The 16576-nt window shown below is 58.1% G+C and carries 17 protein-coding genes and 1 pseudogene; 6 read left to right on the plus strand and 12 right to left on the minus strand.

The annotated features are described in order from the left end of the window. Positions 1 to 5 precede the first annotated feature (5 nt). Entirely contained in the window at positions 6 to 503 is a 498-nt protein-coding gene (locus K5E80_RS06070; protein WP_220635320.1) for a YceD family protein, read from the minus strand. A gap of 106 nt (positions 504 to 609) precedes the next feature. Between K5E80_RS06070 and K5E80_RS06075 the strand changes: the two genes are divergently transcribed. Both K5E80_RS06075 and K5E80_RS06080 read left to right on the plus strand, forming a co-directional pair. Beyond that, on the plus strand, positions 610 to 1200 hold the full coding sequence (locus tag K5E80_RS06075; RefSeq protein WP_220635321.1) for a Maf family protein: 591 nt from the start codon (positions 610 to 612) through the stop codon (positions 1198 to 1200). 241 nt (positions 1201 to 1441) lie between these two features. Continuing rightward, positions 1442 to 2134, plus strand: coding sequence for an SAM-dependent methyltransferase (locus K5E80_RS06080; protein ID WP_246590887.1), 693 nt, complete (start codon positions 1442 to 1444; stop codon positions 2132 to 2134). Here the strand turns inward: K5E80_RS06080 and K5E80_RS06085 are convergent. From K5E80_RS06085 to K5E80_RS06095, 3 genes are read right to left on the minus strand one after another with little or no spacing between them, the layout of a single operon-like run. Then, on the minus strand, positions 2121 to 3116 hold the full coding sequence (locus K5E80_RS06085) for a S49 family peptidase (RefSeq protein ID WP_246590888.1): 996 nt from the start codon (positions 3114 to 3116) through the stop codon (positions 2121 to 2123). The genes K5E80_RS06080 and K5E80_RS06085 overlap by 14 nt on opposite strands. 55 nt (positions 3117 to 3171) lie before the next feature. Further along, complete coding sequence (locus K5E80_RS06090; RefSeq protein WP_220635323.1) at positions 3172 to 3828, minus strand: HAD family hydrolase; 657 nt, start codon at positions 3826 to 3828, stop codon at positions 3172 to 3174. Next, a complete protein-coding gene (locus K5E80_RS06095) occupies positions 3812 to 4771 on the minus strand; it encodes an RluA family pseudouridine synthase (RefSeq protein ID WP_220635324.1) in 960 nt (319 codons plus the stop codon). The genes K5E80_RS06090 and K5E80_RS06095 overlap by 17 nt, the downstream gene beginning before the upstream one ends. Before the next feature lie 476 nt (positions 4772 to 5247). Between K5E80_RS06095 and K5E80_RS06100 the strand changes: the two genes are divergently transcribed. Then, the gene (locus tag K5E80_RS06100) at positions 5248 to 7869 is read left to right on the plus strand and encodes an Rne/Rng family ribonuclease (protein WP_220635325.1); all 2622 of its coding nucleotides are present in this window, start codon (positions 5248 to 5250) and stop codon (positions 7867 to 7869) included. 90 nt (positions 7870 to 7959) lie between these two features. Here the strand turns inward: K5E80_RS06100 and K5E80_RS06105 are convergent, their stop codons facing one another. The 4 genes and pseudogenes from K5E80_RS06105 to K5E80_RS17035 all read right to left on the minus strand — a co-directional run. Beyond that, complete coding sequence (locus tag K5E80_RS06105; protein ID WP_220635326.1) at positions 7960 to 8742, minus strand: sulfite exporter TauE/SafE family protein; 783 nt, start codon at positions 8740 to 8742, stop codon at positions 7960 to 7962. A 55-nt stretch (positions 8743 to 8797) separates the two neighbouring features. Next, a complete protein-coding gene (gene cysN, locus K5E80_RS06110) occupies positions 8798 to 10711 on the minus strand; it encodes a sulfate adenylyltransferase subunit CysN (protein WP_220635327.1) in 1914 nt (637 codons plus the stop codon). 88 nt (positions 10712 to 10799) lie between these two features. After that, positions 10800 to 11699, minus strand: a complete 900-nt coding sequence (gene cysD / locus K5E80_RS16680; protein WP_246591070.1) for a sulfate adenylyltransferase subunit CysD — start codon at positions 11697 to 11699, stop codon at positions 10800 to 10802. A 585-nt stretch (positions 11700 to 12284) separates the two neighbouring features. Beyond that, positions 12285 to 12692, minus strand: a pseudogene (locus K5E80_RS17035) (winged helix-turn-helix domain-containing protein); the annotation flags it as partial. A gap of 342 nt (positions 12693 to 13034) precedes the next feature. Here K5E80_RS17035 and cysQ point away from each other — a divergent pair. Beyond that, entirely contained in the window at positions 13035 to 13802 is a 768-nt protein-coding gene (gene cysQ / locus K5E80_RS06120) for a 3'(2'),5'-bisphosphate nucleotidase CysQ (RefSeq protein WP_246590889.1), read from the plus strand. A 221-nt stretch (positions 13803 to 14023) separates the two neighbouring features. Here the strand turns inward: cysQ and K5E80_RS06125 are convergent, their stop codons facing one another. The 4 genes from K5E80_RS06125 to K5E80_RS06140 all read right to left on the minus strand — a co-directional run bounded on the left by K5E80_RS06125 (position 14024) and on the right by K5E80_RS06140 (position 15678). Then, on the minus strand, positions 14024 to 14242 hold the full coding sequence (locus K5E80_RS06125; RefSeq protein ID WP_220635330.1) for a hypothetical protein: 219 nt from the start codon (positions 14240 to 14242) through the stop codon (positions 14024 to 14026). Between the two features lie 245 nt (positions 14243 to 14487). Next, positions 14488 to 14673 carry a transposase gene (locus K5E80_RS06130; RefSeq protein ID WP_220635331.1) on the minus strand — a complete coding sequence of 62 codons (186 nt, stop codon included), beginning with the start codon at positions 14671 to 14673 and terminating at the stop codon, positions 14488 to 14490. A 126-nt stretch (positions 14674 to 14799) separates the two neighbouring features. Continuing rightward, positions 14800 to 15201: a hypothetical protein gene (locus K5E80_RS06135; RefSeq protein WP_246590890.1), complete on the minus strand. Its 402-nt coding sequence runs from the start codon at positions 15199 to 15201 to the stop codon at positions 14800 to 14802. Positions 15202 to 15234: 33 nt separating this feature from the next. Beyond that, positions 15235 to 15678, minus strand: coding sequence for an RrF2 family transcriptional regulator (locus tag K5E80_RS06140; RefSeq protein WP_220635333.1), 444 nt, complete (start codon positions 15676 to 15678; stop codon positions 15235 to 15237). Positions 15679 to 15770: 92 nt separating this feature from the next. Between K5E80_RS06140 and K5E80_RS06145 the strand changes: the two genes are divergently transcribed. Further along, positions 15771 to 16154 (plus strand): metal-sulfur cluster assembly factor, encoded by a 384-nt coding sequence (locus K5E80_RS06145; protein WP_246590891.1) that lies wholly within the window; start codon positions 15771 to 15773, stop codon positions 16152 to 16154. Between the two features lie 10 nt (positions 16155 to 16164). Then, entirely contained in the window at positions 16165 to 16449 is a 285-nt protein-coding gene (locus tag K5E80_RS06150) for a DUF2249 domain-containing protein (protein ID WP_220635334.1), read from the plus strand. Positions 16450 to 16576 lie beyond the last annotated feature (127 nt).

Genomic DNA, 16576 nt, shown 5'->3' on the forward strand with positions numbered 1-16576 from the left:
CGACATCAATCGATTTTCAATTTTCGCAACACCGCGAATGGTGATGCATCCTGCTTCGACTCTTTCTTCCGGGGGATACCGCAGATTTCGTGACGTGGCGATATCGGCAAAGCCAGCAATATCTCATCCTCAATCAACGATCCCACCACCATTTCCCCAGACGCCTCAATGACATCAAAGCCTTCATCCTCTACCATCTCTTCCGGCCATTCCGCACCTGGCGTCACCAGCCACAAACGCTTATCCAGCCGTAGCGGAAACCGCATCGCTTCCAGACAGCGCTGGCAGCACAACTGCAATTCGCCGCCTATCGTCAAGTGCAATTCAAGATGCCTGCCACCCTCGTCGCTGCATGCTCCCTGCACGACGCAGTCCAGCATGCCAGCGCTATTTGCCAGATATTCCGCAACACGCGACAAATCGGCAACCATCACGCTACCGCTGGCTCGGTTACCGCGCCGGGCAAATTCCGCTCCGTCGATTACCATCCGCATCAGTTGCATGTTGCCACCCACCCGCAAATCAGCCGCGTATTGCTGTCAACTTCGGCAGCCGCGAGAAAGGGGGCGGATGTTATCATGCCGGCCGTTTTTCCGTCAAATCAAAAACATGTCGCATTCGGCGCACAAACTGGTTCTCGCCTCCACCTCGTCCTACCGGCGCGAACTGCTGGCGCGCCTGCAAATCCCGTTTGAGGTAGCCGCACCGGAAGTCGACGAATCGGCTCTGGCAGGCGAATCTCCCGGGGCGACCGCGGAACGCCTTGCCGAGGCCAAAGCTCGCGATGTCGGAATGCGCTTTCCCAATGCATTGGTCATCGGCAGCGACCAGATAGCCTACAACGCCGGTGGACGCTTTGGCAAGCCGGGCACGCGCGACAAGGCCGCCGCGCAGTTGCGCGCCATGAGCGGCGGTTCGATTTTCTTTCATACCGGCCTCTGCTTGTTCAATACGGCCACCGGCAATGTGCAATTGCGCGGCATTCCGGTGGAGGTCGGCTTTCGTACCCTGACTGAAGCCGAAATCCAGCGCTACCTTGACCGCGAAGATGCCCTTAATTGTGCCGGCAGCGCCAAGTCCGAAGGCCTTGGTATTGCCCTGATGCGTTACCTGCGCGGCGACGATCCGAATGCCCTGATCGGCCTGCCGCTCATCGCGCTGTGCGACATGCTGCGCGCCGAAGGCATGACCGTGCCCTAACGCGCATGTTGCCGGCGCCACCCTTGATGATGAAAATATGCGAAAGGCAAATTGAAGGCCCCCCACCCCAACCTGCTCCAGGGCTCGCCCTGCATGGCTCGCCCGTCTCGGCGGCGCAAAGCCGTGCTTTGCGAAACCCCGCCTCAACCCCCGGGGCGGGGTTACTGATTTGCTCGCTGCGTTCAATAGTCACAATTCGCACTGTTTTTGCCTTTTCGCGCTAATGACGGGGACGCTCTATTTGATTCCTGTCGCACTCGGCGATACCGTCTGGGCCGAATTTCTGCCGCAACGCACGCGTGACATTGCCTGCACGATTACTTATTTCGTCGTCGAAAACGCCAAAACGACACGCGCCGAACTCAAGCGCATGGCCCATCCGCGACCGTTGCGCGAACTGGCCATCGAACAGCTTCCCGAAAAGCCTGATGGCCAGCAGATCGAACATCTACTGGCACCCTTGCAGGCCGGCCACGATCTCGGCCTGATGTCCGAAGCCGGCTGCCCCGGCGTCGCCGACCCCGGCGCCCTGCTGGTGCAACGCGCGCATGAACTGGGTATTCGCGTGGTACCGCTGGTCGGCCCTTCATCGATCCTGCTGGCGTTGATGGCAGCGGGCCTCAACGGCCAGCAGTTCGCCTTCCACGGCTATTTGCCGGCGCGTGAACCCGAGCGCAGCGCCAGGATCGGCGAACTGGAAAAGGAATCGCAACGATTCAACCAGACACAGGTCTTCATCGAAACGCCCTATCGCAACGAGGCGCTATTCGAGGCACTGTTGAAGACCTGCAAACCCAATACACGTCTTTGCGTTGCCAGCAACCTGACGCTCGCCGACGAACAGATAGCGACCCGGCGCATCGCACAATGGCGCACTGCCACCTCGCCGTCACTGCATCACCGGCCCACGGTTTTCCTGCTCAACGCAGGCTGAAGCGCGTCAGCATTGACATGGCGCCTGCAGCCATGCTGGCGCCGAATTTCTGTGCGAACACCTCGGCGAAGTTGGGCTTCACCGTGTAGTCGAGAATGTCCTCGGCCTTGATGACATCGCGCGCCACGGACTCGGTGGTGCCATAAGCGTCCGCCAGCCCCAGTTCGATGCTCTTCGCTCCGGTCCACATCAGGCCGGTAAAGGTTTCCGGCATTTCCTTGAGGCGCTTGCCGCGGCCCTGCTTGACCACGTCGATGAATTGCCGGTGAATCTCATCCAGCATGCTCAAGGCATAGGTCTTCTGCTCGGCGTTTTGCGGCGAGAAGGGATCGAGAAAACCCTTGTTGCCGCCGGCCGTGAGCAGCCGGCGCTCGACGCCGAGTTTTTCCATCGCCCCGGTAAAGCCGAAACCGTCCATCAGCACACCGATCGAGCCGACGATGCTGGCTTTGTCCACATAAATCCTGTCCGCCGCCGCAGCGACATAATAGCCGCCCGATGCGCAAACATCCTCGACCACCACATACAGCGGAGTCGCCGGATATTTCTTGCGCAGGCGCACGATCTCGTCGCGGATCATTCCGGCCTGCACCGGGCTGCCGCCGGGACTGTTGATCTGCAGCACCACGCCCCGCGTGCCCATGTCCTCGAATGCGGCCTGAAGCCCGGCGATGACGTTCTCTGCATTCGCATCGCCCTTGGCCTGGATCACGCCGTTCATTTGCACCAGCGCGGTGTGGTCCTTGCCGTCGGCCAGTCGCTCGGCGCTGCCCCAGCCGCCAAAGGCCGCGAACAGCACGGCCAGATAGGCAAAACCGAGCAGCTTGAAAAATATTCCCCAGCGTCGCCGCCGCCGCTGCTCGGCAATGGATTCCAGCGCCACCTTTTCGAGGACTTTGCGTTCCCAACCGGGTTCGTTGATGTTGTCGGCCACCGCGTTTTCCTTTAGTGCTTTCTTCAGAAATTTGAATACTGCCATCATGCTTGATTGCCGCGTGGAATTTTATTCCCGGACAGCGCCCGCTATCCAGCGCAGATCACGCATTCTTGCACAGCCAGCGGCGTAATTCCTCAACGGTGTTGCAGTGCGCATTCGGCTGTTCCGCTACGAGTACAGCCGCTTCGTGCGCGCCGTAACTCACGGCGACCGCAACAACACCGGCATTTTTTGCCATTTGCAGATCATGCGTGGTGTCGCCGATCATCACTGCTGCCTCGGGCGACACGCCGAGCTCGTCCAGTAATTCTTTGAGCATTTGCGGATGCGGCTTGGGAAAGCATTCATCGGCGCAGCGCGTCGCATCCATCAATGAATGCAATCCACTGCGGGCCAGCACCTCATTCAAGCCACGGCGGCTCTTGCCGGTGGCAATGGCAAGAAAATGTCCTCTTGTCTTCAATTCCCGCAGCAGTTCCGGAATACCCTCAAACAGCTGCAACGACTGGCTATTGCTCAGGTAATGATGACGATAGCGTTGCGCCATATCGCCGTAGCGCTGCGGCGGCAGATCGGGTACCGCCTGGGCCAGGGCATCATTCAGACCAAGGCCGATCACATGCCGGGCGGCGGCGTCCGATGGCGCCGCCAAGCCCAAATCCTGCGCCGCTGCCTGGATCGCCTGCGCGATGGCGGCGGTCGAATCCATCAAGGTGCCGTCCCAGTCGAAGACGATCAGTTCAAGGCGGTGCGCCATAGTCCCGTTTCTCGTTGTTTTCAATTCGCGCCACAAAATTGCTCAGTTCGGCAGGCAGCGGCGCTTCCATCGCAATCGGTTCGCCAGTAAGCGGGTGGCATAGTGACAGCGTCGCCGCATGCAGGAACATGCGTTTCAGCCCCGCCTTTTGCAACTCGCGGTTGAGCGTAAAATCGCCGTACTTGTCGTCGCCTGCAATCGGAAATCCGAGGTGCGACAGATGCACGCGGATCTGGTGAGTGCGCCCGGTTTTCAATTCGACCTCGACCAGGCTGAAATTTTCCCAGCGCGCTTTCAGCCGCACGATGGAGTGCGCCTCCTTGCCTTCTGCAGCGACACTCACACGCCGCTCACCGTCGTCAGTGAGGTACTTGTGCAGCGACAGTCTGACATGCTGCGTCGGATTGAGCCAGCGTCCGCTGACCAGGGCGAGATAACGCTTGGCGATCTTGCCGGCGCGGAACATGTCATGCAGGGACGTCAGTGCAGCGCGTTTCTTGGCCACGATCAGCAAGCCGGAAGTTTCGCGGTCGAGACGATGCGCCAACTCGAGAAACTTTGCTTGCGGTCGTGCCCGGCGCAGCTGCTCGATCACACCGAAGCTCACGCCGCTGCCGCCATGTACGGCCGTGCCCGATGGTTTGTCGAGAACGATCAGGGCCTCGTCCTCGAATACCAGGTCGAAATCGCGGGCTGGCGCCGCGGACTTTGTCGTGGCCGCCACCCGGATTGGCGGCACGCGCACCACATCGCCTTCGCGCAACCGATAGTCGGCCCCGATCCGGCCCTTGTTCACCCGCACTTCGCCGCTGTGCAGGATGCGATAGACGTGGCTCTTGGGCACCCCTTTGGCCAGCCGCAGCAGGTAATTGTCGATGCGCTGCCCGGCGGCCTCTTCGCCAACTTCGAGCAGGGTTGCTGCTTCTTTACTCAAGTCATTCATTTTGAAATACAATGATCACCGGTTAGCCGTTCTGCGACGGCGTGCCCGACGGCCCGAAGTGGCATCGGTGGCGCAGTTGCCGGATGTTGCCAGTTTTTGCGTGCATGGTCTGCGAGCGAATCAAAGACCGCACCATGACGGCATTGGGAGAAGAAGCCGGAGCAACGACTCCATCGCATATTGCATCGATGCCGCGTTGTCCTGATGACTACCTTCCAGCAGCCAAAAGGGTATTTCGCTCGCCCGAAGCAGCGATACTACTTGATTTGCGCGCAGCACAGGCACACACGATTGCGTGACGCAGGTCCTCCGACATAACGGCGACCGGCATCAAACAACGAGACGACAAACTCGATACCACATTGCAACTGGCACACTTACATAACATGCCTTATCTTCTGCAACCCTGGTTGGAACTCCCTAGCGATTAGCGGGGCGGGTGGTTTGTCGTGCCCTGCCCGCGCGCGGGAGCACACATGAAACGCATGCTTTTCAATGCGACGCAGGCCGAGGAACTCCGCGTTGCGATCGTCGATGGTCAGAAACTGATCGATCTCGACATCGAATCGGCCAATAAGGAACAGCGCAAGAGCAACATCTACAAGGCGGTCATCACCCGCCTCGAACCCAGCCTGGAAGCTGCCTTCGTCGACTATGGCGCCGAACGCCATGGCTTTTTGCCCTTCAAGGAAGTCGCCCGCAACTACTTCCGTTCCGACATGGATCCGGGTCGCGCCAGAATCCAGGACGCGCTCAAGGTTGGCCAGGAACTTATCGTTCAGGTCGAGAAGGACGAACGCGGCAACAAGGGCGCCGCACTGACAACCTTCATCTCACTGGCCGGCCGCTATCTGGTTCTGATGCCGAACAGTCCGCGCGGCGGCGGCGTTTCGCGCCGCATCGAGGGCGAGGACCGGCAGGAATTGCGCGATGTCATGGACCAACTGGTGGTATCCCCCGGCACCAGTTTGATCGCACGCACCGCCGGCATCGGCCGCAACGTCGAAGAACTGCAATGGGACTTGAATTACCTGCAGCAGTTGTGGACCGCGATCGAAGGTGCTGCCAAGGGTCAATCGGGCGCCTTCCTAATCTATCAGGAATCCAGTCTCGTCATCCGCGCCATTCGCGATTATTTCCATGCGGAAATCGGCGAGATCCTGATCGACACCGACGAAATCTTCGAGCAGGCCAAGAGTTTCATGGAAAACGTGATGCCGGCCACCGTCAATCGCATCAAGCGCTACAACGACGACGTGCCCCTGTTCTCGCGCTTCCAGATCGAGCATCAGATCGAGTCGGCCTATTCGCGTCAGGTGACCTTGCCCTCCGGCGGCGCCATCGTCATTGACCATACCGAGGCCCTGGTCTCGGTAGACGTCAACTCGGGACGCGCCACCAAAGGCAGCGACATCGAGGAAACCGCGTTCCGCACCAACAGCGAAGCGGCCGATGAAATTGCCCGCCAGCTGCGGCTGCGCGACCTGGGCGGCTTGATCGTCATCGACTTCATCGACATGGAGTCGTCGAAGAACCAGCGCGAAGTCGAGAACCGCCTGCGCGATGCCCTGCATTTCGACCGCGCCCGCGTGCAGACCGGCAAGATTTCCCGTTTCGGTCTGCTCGAATTGTCGCGTCAGCGCCTGCGTCCGGCACTGGCCGAAACCAGCTATATCACCTGCCCGCGCTGCACCGGCACTGGCCACATCCGTTCCACCGAATCGGCCGCGTTGCACATCCTGCGCATTCTCGAAGAAGAGGCGATGAAGGAAAACACCGGCGCCATCCACGTCCAGGTTCCGGTCGATGTCGGCACCTTCCTGCTCAACGAAAAGCGCGTCGATATCGCGCGCATCGAAATGCGCCACCACGCCAATCTGGTGATTATTCCCAATCGTCATCTCGAAACGCCGCAGCATGAAATCATTCGCCTGCGCCACGATCAGTTGAATGCCGAAGGCACGGTGCTGCCGAGTTACCAGATGGCGGAAAAACCTGTGGAAGAGAGTTACCAGCCGCCTTCAGCGCAGACCGAAGCCAAACCGGCGAAGCCTCAAGCCGCAGTCAAGGGCATCACTCCGGACCAGCCGGCGCCGATTGTCGAGAACCGCGCAAGGACGGTTGAGGAAAAACCGAAAGCCGACGAAGGTCTGTTCACAAAACTGTTCTCCTGGCTGATGCCTGCCAAGGTTGAGGCTCCTCCTCCGGTCAAACCTGCCGTCAGTACCGAGCGAGGTCGCCGCGAAGGCGCTCAGTGCGAAGAACGCCGCAATGGCCGGGGTGGGCGCGGACGCAACAAGGACGATCGTCCGCAACGTGAAGGCGGCGAACGCAAGGAACCGCGCCAGCAGGGCCCGAAGCGTGATGAAGCGCCAGCAGTCCAGGCCCGCGAACCGCGCAAGGAGCGTGGCGAAAAGGGCGGCAACGAGCAACGCACTCCGCGGCCACCGAAACAGGAACAACAGCCTAAACCCAGGCAGGAGGCAACTGCCGATGCCGTGCGCAAAGGCCCCGCCGCTGAAGAAGGTGAAGCAACAGGACCTAGTCGTCGTCGTCGCGGTCGTGGCCGTAGTGGCGAGCGCGAGCAGCGCAACCACACCGACAGAGCGGAAGCGCCTCGTGACACCGCAGCCGCCGAATTTGCTGCGGACGTGGCCAGTGCGATTGCTGCAACCACCGAGGCACAAGCGCCAGCATTTGTTCAAACCGAGCTGTTGCCCATGCGTGAAGAACAAGCTGCTGCTCCCGTATTGGAAGCCGCAATCCCGCAGCGCGTTGTTACAGAGTCTGAGCCGGCACCCATTGCCGCATCACTGGCACCGCCGCCGCAGATTGAACCTGTCGCGGCTGTTGCGCCTGAGGCGCCGCCAGTGCAACCGATAGCGACAACGCCTGCTCCGGCTCCCGTTGCAGCGCCGGCTGAGGTCGATGTTTCGGCTTCTCTGCAACAGGCTGGCTTGATCATGATCGAAACTGCCGCAGGCGCGCAACCGATTATTGTCGAACCGGCGCCTGCCCAACCGCTGGGTCGCAAACCCAAGCCCATAGTCGTCATTCCCGATGAACCGCTGCAAATGGTGGAAACCAAGCACGAGTAGGAAAGGCTTGAAATAGCGCAATAACGACAAGAGGCCCTTCCGGGCCTCCTGTCGTTTTATGCCATTAACGGCAGCACTTTCGGGTAAACGTCAACCGAGCAATTTCAGGCCGACACTTCCCAGTACCACGGCTATAGCGACTTGCAGCAACCTGTCCGGCAACTTGCCGCCAAAATGGGCGCCGATGATGATGCCAGGGATCGATCCCAGCAACAACCATCCCAGCATGATGAAATCGACATTGCCCAGCAGGATGTGCCCCGCTCCAGCGACCAGGGCGAGAGGAATGGCATGGGCCAGATCCGTTGCCACCAGTTTTGCCGGCGTCAGTCGCAATGGATACAGGAACAGCAGCATTACCGCACACAGCGCCCCGGCACCGATCGACGTCAACGCCACCATGAAGCCCAAAACTGCACCTGCCGTCACAGTAAGGATAGGCTGATACTTCCGGAAGCGAGCGGGATCAGTGATGCGCAAATATTTTCCCAGTCTGTTCAAGTAGGGCCGCATAACCATGGTCAGTGCCGTGATAAGCAGCACTATGCCCAGCGCAACGATGATCACGCCACTGCGGACTCCGCTCGACTGCGACAAATGCATCCAGAGCAAGGTGGCAATTGCCGCAGGCAGACTGCCCGTCGCAAGCCGGCGCACTATCTGCCAATCGACCCTTTGCTCGGAGTGATGGACGCTGACCCCGACCATCTTGGTCAGGGATGCGTAAAGCAGGTCGGTGCCAACCGCAGTATGGGGAGCGACCCCCATGAGCAGGATCAGCAAGGGCGTCATGACCGAGCCACCACCTACGCCTGTTGCGCCCACCATCGCCCCGACCAACAAACCCGCCAGCGAATACATCCAATCGTGCATTTCAAATTATCCAGAAGTAATATAAATCGTCCCAACCGACTCGGCAGATGCTTGGTTAATTCAGATCGGGCAGGATCCCGCGCTGACGCAGAGCCTCGATCACGGCATCCGTCGCACCTTCAATCGTCAGCTTGGTCGTTTCGAGACGCAACTCCGGATTTTTCGGTGCTTCGTAAGGCGAGTTGATGCCGGTGAAATGTTTCAGTTCTCCCTTGCGTGCCTTTTTATAAAGGCCCTTCGGGTCACGCTGCTCGGCAACATCCAGCGGCGTATCGACAAACACTTCAAAAAATTCGCCTTCCTCCAGCAGGCTGCGCGCCATGCGCCGCTCCGCCGTGAAGGGCGAAATGAAGGCCGTGATCACGATCAGGCCCGCATCGACCATGAGCTTGCAGACTTCGCTGACGCGACGGATATTTTCGACGCGGTCGGCATCGGTAAAGCCGAGATCCTTGTTAAGCCCATGCCGAACATTGTCGCCATCGAGCAGATAAGTATGGCGGCCCATGGCATGCAAGCGTTTTTCCAGGTTGTTGGCAATCGCCGACTTGCCGGCACCCGAGAGGCCGGTAAACCACAGTACGCATGCCTTCTGGTTCTTGATCCCGCTGCGCGCCGCCTTGTCGACATCGACGTGCTGCAAATGGATGTTCTGCGAACGGCGCAAGGCGAAGTGCAGCATGCCGGCACCGACCGTGTTATTGGTGAGTCGGTCGATGAGGATGAAGCCGCCGGTATCGCGATTTTCAGTGTAGGGATCGAACGGAACCTGGCGATCGATGCTGATGTTGCATACGCCAATTGCATTGAGCGCGAGTTGCGTGGCGGCAAGATGCTCCATCGAGTTCACATCGACCTGGTACTTGATGTGGGTGACCTGCGCATTGACTGTGCGCGCGCCAATCTTGAGCAGATAGTTGCGGCCCGGCAACATCGGCTCATCGTGCATCCAGACAATCGTGGCTTCAAACTGGTCGGCACACTCGGGCGGTGCATCGACACCGGAGAGAACATCGCCGCGCGATATATCGACTTCATCCGCCAGCGTCAGCGTCACCGATTGCCCGGCGACCGCGTGTTCCAGATCGCCATCCGAGGTAACGATGCGGGCAATGGTGCTGGTACGCCCCGAAGGCTGTATGCGTATCGGGTCTCCCGCCTTGATGATGCCGCTGGAGATGGTGCCGGCAAAGCCGCGGAAGTCGAGATTGGGCCGATTCACCCATTGCACTGGCATACGGAAGGATAATTTTTGCAGGCGCTCTTCGTCGATCTGAACGGTTTCGAGATAGCCCATCAGTGTGGTGCCGTGATACCACGGTGTGTTCTCGCTGGGTGCGGTAATGTTGTCGCCCTTGAAGGCCGACATTGGAATAAAGGTAATGTTGCCGAAGCCGAGATCCTTGGCAAAGGCCATGTAGTCTTCGACAATCGCCTTGAAGGTCTTTTCCGAATAGTCGACCAGATCCATCTTGTTGATGGCAACCGCCACGTTTCGGATTCCTATCAACGAAACCAGATAACTGTGCCGGCGCGTTTGGGTGAGGACTCCCTTTCTTGCGTCGATCATCAATATCGCGACATCAGCCGTTGACGCACCCGTCACCATGTTGCGGGTGTACTGCTCATGGCCCGGCGTATCCGCCACGATGAACTTGCGCACATCGGTGGAAAAGAAGCGGTAGGCAACGTCGATGGTGATGCCCTGCTCGCGTTCGGCGGTCAGGCCGTCCACCAGCAAGGCAAAATCGAGCTGTTCGCCCTGCGTTCCCATTTTTTTCGAGTCCGCTTCCAGTGCTTCCATCTGGTCTTCGAACAGCATTTTTGATTCGTAGAGCAGGCGGCCGATCAGCGTGCTCTTGCCGTCATCGACGCTGCCGCAGGTGATAAAACGTAGCAGACTCTTGTGCTCATGCGACTTCAGGTAGGCGCTGATATCGGTCGCAATCAGGTCGGAAACGTGTGCCATTAGCAGGTCTCTCGCAGGGCCGCCCCAAGGGAGACCGTTACCCCCTCGGGGGGCAGTGAAGCGGCACAGCCGCGAATGTGGGGGCTCATCAAAAGTACCCCTCCTGTTTCTTCTTTTCCATTGAACCGGCGGAATCGTGATCGATCATTCGGCCCTGGCGCTCCGAGGTCCTGGTCAGCAGCATTTCCTGGATTACCTCTTCCAGCGTTTCGGCTTCGGATTCCACCGCGCCGCTGAGCGGATAGCAGCCCAAAGTGCGGAAACGCACCTTGCGCATCATCGGTACCTCGCCTTCGCGCAGCGGCATGCGCTCGTCATCGACCATGATCAGCATGCCGTCGCGCTCCACGACTGGTCTTGGTTTGGCAAAGTAGAGCGGGACAATCGGGATGTTCTGCAGATGGATGTACTGCCAGATGTCGAGTTCGGTCCAGTTCGACAGCGGAAAGACGCGGATGCTTTCGCCCTTGTGCTTGCGCGCGTTGTAGAGCTTCCACAATTCCGGTCTTTGCGCTTTCGGATCCCAGCGATGGGCGCTGGAACGAAAGGAGAAAATTCGTTCCTTGGCGCGCGACTTTTCCTCGTCGCGACGGGCACCACCGAAAGCAGCATCGAAACCATATTTTTCGAGCGCCTGCTTCAGTCCTTCGGTTTTCATGATGTCGGTATGAATTGCCGAACCGTGGGTAAAGGGATTGATGCCCTTCGCCAGCCCTTCTGGATTGATATGTACCAAAAGATCCATGCCCAGTTCCCTGGCCATGCGGTCGCGGTGCTCGTACATGGCCTTGAACTTCCAGGTGGTATCGACGTGCAGCAGCGGAAAAGGCGGCTTGGCGGGATAAAACGCCTTCATTGCCAGATGCAGCATTACCGCACTGTCCTTTCCGATGGAATACAACATGACCGGATTCTCAGTCTCGGCCACCACCTCACGCATGATGTGGATGCTTTCGGCTTCAAGTCGTTGCAGGTGAGTAAGCGTCATGGATTGCAATCCTTCTTTTGGGCTTTTTGCATCATAGGAGCCGCAGCCAACGGTTGATTGGGTAATTAAATGTTTAATCTGCGAAGAGAAGATATCGAACTGCTTATGCTCCAATGGCAAAGTTCGAACAGCGAGTCCCGACGCTTGCTCCTGGCGGGGTCCAGCGGCGACGTCCGCCGTTCCGACCGGGTCAGGCAATTGAAAGGCCAGCAAATGATCATGCCGTTCCGCCAGCCATGCGCTCAAGGATGAGGCCCGGCGCCATTGCGCGCCCTCCAGAATGACATAGGCTTTGCCATTGGCAGTCTTTTGCAAACGATCAAGGAACTCGATCAGGATCGGTGCCCGCAACACGCCCTCGTAGATCAACCACATTTGCTTGCCGCGATTGGTAACGGCTCGCACCGCACAGCGGCGTTGATGGGGCAAAACATCGGCAGTCAAGCTCTCTGAGCGCAGAGGAATCTCATCTACCCAAAATATTTCGGCACCCTCTTTTTGAGCGCGTTCAATAATGCTCGGATAGATGGTTTTGCGCCATTTTTTCAGCGGCCAGGAACCGGCATCCAGCCTGGCAAAAGGCTTGATCACCGACAAACCCCAGCGCTTCAGGTAGTTGGTTATGCTGCGCTCAGGAAGAGTGGTGCCGGTCAGTTGATGAATCAGCGCCTTGATCGCTGCCACTTGCCATAGGGAATAGGGCAGACCGAGCTTGTCCGGGGCGTGGTCGACCATCTGGCCGAACACGGCAGCCTCCTGCTCAAAGGAGATCAGCCGCCCTTCTCCGACACCACGCCCCCGCGCGCGGACCGCGACGGCTTCCCATCCCCCCGCGAGAAAAGCCTTCCTGGCCGAAATAATCGTGGGAGCGCTGAGTCCCGTGAGTCGCGATACCTCGGCCAGCGGGGTGCCGGCCTGACGCAGGCGTACCGCTTCACGGCGCTTTTCATTGAGCACTTCCGTCGTCAGTCTGCGTGAGTCGATTGAGGGCATGGCAATAACTAAAACTTTAATTTCGCAATATTAGCCCTTATGGCTCAGTTAGGCTAGTGTGGAGTTGCGCGCCAAGAGCGGCGTATGAACCAAGGTTTTGTCGTCCCCCGCGAATGGCCAAGGGCCACACCGGGCAGATACCCACACCTGGTTCTCTTCGCTATTGCTCGGTTTCGTCGCTCCCGAGCAGGCGGGGACCCAGTGACTTTGCAGTAAAGACGCTGGATTCCTGCCTGCGCGGGAATGGCCAAAGGAGATCCCCGTGGAATGACGAGTGTTTTTCTGAATGTTCCATCAAGAATGCAGCACTACACTGGATACTGTCGAAAAAGGAGGATGTTCATGAGCCAAAGCCCCAGTCAGTTGCTGGACCGGATAATTGCCACCGCTCGCACTGCAGGAACGGTAATTCTGGACATCTATGCAACCGACTTTGCCGTACGCGGCAAGGACGATGCTTCCCCAGTCACCGAAGCGGATGAAAAAGCCGAAGCCGTCATCCTTGCGGCGCTGGCGAAAATCGCTCCGGATATTCCTGTCATTTCCGAAGAAGCCGTCGCAGCGGGCCGCATCCCCAAGGTGGCCGAACGTTTCTGGCTGGTCGATCCTCTCGACGGTACCAAGGAGTTCATCAGCCGCAACGGCGAATTCACCGTCAACATTGCCTTGATCGAGAATGGTCAACCGGCGCTGGGCGTGGTCCTGGCACCGGTGCTGAATCGGCTCTTCGCCGGCATCGCCGGGGAAGGCGCCTTCGTCGAGGATAATGGCATACGCCGTCCGATTCGCTGTCGCACGGCACCCGCCGCAGGACTGACCGTCGTCTCCAGCCGCTCACATGGCGATGCGGCCGCGCTCGACGCCTTCCTCGCCGGACGCAAGATCGCGGCAGCGGTCAATGCCGGATCGTCACTCAAGCTTTGCCTCGTCGCTGCCGGCGAAGCCGACCTGTACCCGCGTCTCGGCCGCACCATGGAATGGGACATCGCCGCTGGACATGCCGTACTCAGGGCTGCCGGCGGACATGTAAAAACCCTGAAAGGTGACGAGTTGCGCTATGGCAAGGAGGGGCTCGACAATCCGCACTTCGTGGCAAGCGGCATGGAATAGCGAATCCTCAAGAATGGTGCGGCTGTCCGAATCGAACATCACCCTACGGGGTCTGCAATCAATGCATCGAAAACCGAATCGTCGTGTCGAGGTCGAAGTCACCGGCACGAAGTAAAACCCCAAGTAGTTGACTCTGCGATGGTCAGGATGCCAAAAGCATCCTGACCATCGCGTTATGATGTATGGGCCGCAGTGACATCCGGTAGCAGGCGATCGTTCAACTACTTCGTCTTGCCTGCGACGAGCAGGAATATTCCGACAGCAATACTACCCGCGCTAACGATCAACGGCACGTTGACCGTTTCCTGTTCCTGCACTTTGAGTTCCAGCGAACCCAGCTTTGCCTTGGTGGTCTCTTTGGTATAACTGAAGCCACCATAAGCGAGTCCAAGACCGCCCAGTACGATCAGTATTATTCCGACAATTTTTGCGCTATTCATTTACGTCTGCCTCCAAAAGTTGTTTACTGGATGAATCTGAGCATCATGTTCAACTTGTAGCGCAAGTCGACAGCCATGATGGTGGTGGCTTTCAGCGGCAACTATTCCACACAAAACAACCATAATGAAATATGTTCTAGCCGTATGTCTGCCAACGTACAGAACCCCGATTCCAGGGGGAACATAATTTGAAAATCGACGCACGATGCAAGAAAGGGTTGGATCGACATGAACCAGGATCGCTTTCACGGCATTTGGAAGCAGTTCAGCGGGAAGATAAAGGACCAATGAGGCATGCTCACCAATGATCCGCTCGTGATGACCGCAGGCAGCCGCGGCAGGTAGTCGAGCACGATGCGATCGCCTTTCAATTCGACGAACTCGCGTACCAATCTGCTCTTGTGGGCCTTGAGGCCATCCCAAATGATCAAGAGCTTGCCTTTGATCTGCCGGGTCAGCGCCAGAGCGGTCGAGCCGACAATTTCATCTTGAGCTTTGCTCCTTCCTTATAATGCGTTGCGCTGTGTATTGATGGCAAGGAGAGCGCTTGTAATTTTTTACTGCGTAAGTTTTCGAGATTGTATGAGAAACCGAGAAAGCACAATATAAATTGCACACCAGGTCAGCGTGCGGAAAGTCATGGCGACGATGGTGCGGACCTCAAAAGCGCCTCCCATTGCGATATGGATACCCAAGCTCACGAAGACGAGGAAAGTAGTGACGGCGATGCCGAGGGCCAACTTGGCAGCCCATGGATGACTACGCAGGATGCCGAAACCGGCACTTACATAAGCAAAGCCAGCTATGAAGTTGAACCATAGGACGAAAGGGACATAGTGGCCTACCGATCGGCGGGCTGCTTCGTCTCCGAACAATACATGACCACCGGATATTATCGTGAGAAGGCCGAAGCCCAGTGCGAAGAGAGCCAAAACAAGTTGACTGAGGCGGCGGTTCACGGGCTTTCCCTTCATTGTCCGAGGTAGTGAGGCTTAGCTAAGCTGGGCACGCACCAGGACTCGCTTCAGTGCGCGGCGATTGCCCACGAGGTCGGCCAGCGTATGTTCGTCCAGTACATCGTAAAGCGTAGCGAAGGCGCTGACGAGGATGTCTCTCAGGCGACAGGCTGGCACGATGCTGCAGGCACTTTCTTCCACGCCCAAGCACTCGACGATGGGCGCGCTGCTTTCGCTGGCGCGAATGATCTGCCCTAGCCGGATGTCCTCTGGTTCATGCGCCAGGCGGATGCCGCCGCCTTTGCCGCGCACCGACTCGATGACCCCCGAGCGCGCCAGCTGATGCACCACCTTCATCAGATGATTCTCCGAGATGTTGTAGGCGGCCGCGATTTCCGGAATGGTGGCAAGCCTGTCCCGGTTGATGGTCAGGAACATCAGCACACGCAGAGTGTAATCACTAAAAGTCGTCAGTTTCATGTGGACATTATAAGCAGTAGATAATATATTGCTTTATAAAAAAACCAGTGTTACGATAAAGCGACATTAATTCTACAGCTTTTAATCAGATCATGGCCAGCGAACTCTCGGTTGCCCCAACCAGACCGCAAATCGACATGGAGCAGGTACGGGACATCCTGCGCCAGGTCGTTGATACCGAGGTAGGCAAGAATATCGTCGCCATGGGATTGGTCTACCGTATCGATGTCACCTCCGATCAGTTGCTGATCGAAATGACCATGACTTCTTCGGCTTGTCCGATGGGCGAGATGATTCTCGATGATGTCCACGTCGCGCTGCAAGAGGCGCTGCCGCAGACAATGCAGCTCGATGTGCGTCTGGTCTGGGAGCCGCCCTGGAATCCATCGATGATGGATAAGGCAACCCGGCAGCAAACTCGAATAATTCTCGACCATGTTAAACCTTCCCCCTGCATTTCACCCCCACTCCTATAGGAGCAGAACCATGAGCAAGACACCCAGCTTCAAAACCACCATCGATGTTCGTTCCATTGCGCCGCGCGAGCGTCATCCGCTGATTTTCGGCAGCTTCGACGAGCTTGCCGCCGGAGAGGCGCTGTTGCTGATCAACGATCACGATCCCAAACCGCTCTTCTACCAGTTCCAGGCCGAATCGAAAGAGAAGTTCACTTGGGATTACCTGGAAAGCGGCCCCGAAGTCTGGCAGGTGAAAATCGGCAAGCCCGATACCACTGCCACACCCACCACCGCGCGGAGCAGTTCGAACTGAGCGGAGCGAACAATGAGCGATCTGCAACCCTGGCCCGCTTGCCGCTTCTGGCTTTGGGCCTGCTGTCCCTGCCGATATTCATTTTGACCATGGCAACAAGCGTCATTTTCGGCAAGCGGGCTGTTCA

Source organism: Georgfuchsia toluolica (assembly GCF_907163265.1).
Taxonomy (GTDB): Bacteria; Pseudomonadota; Gammaproteobacteria; order Burkholderiales; family Rhodocyclaceae; genus Georgfuchsia; species Georgfuchsia toluolica.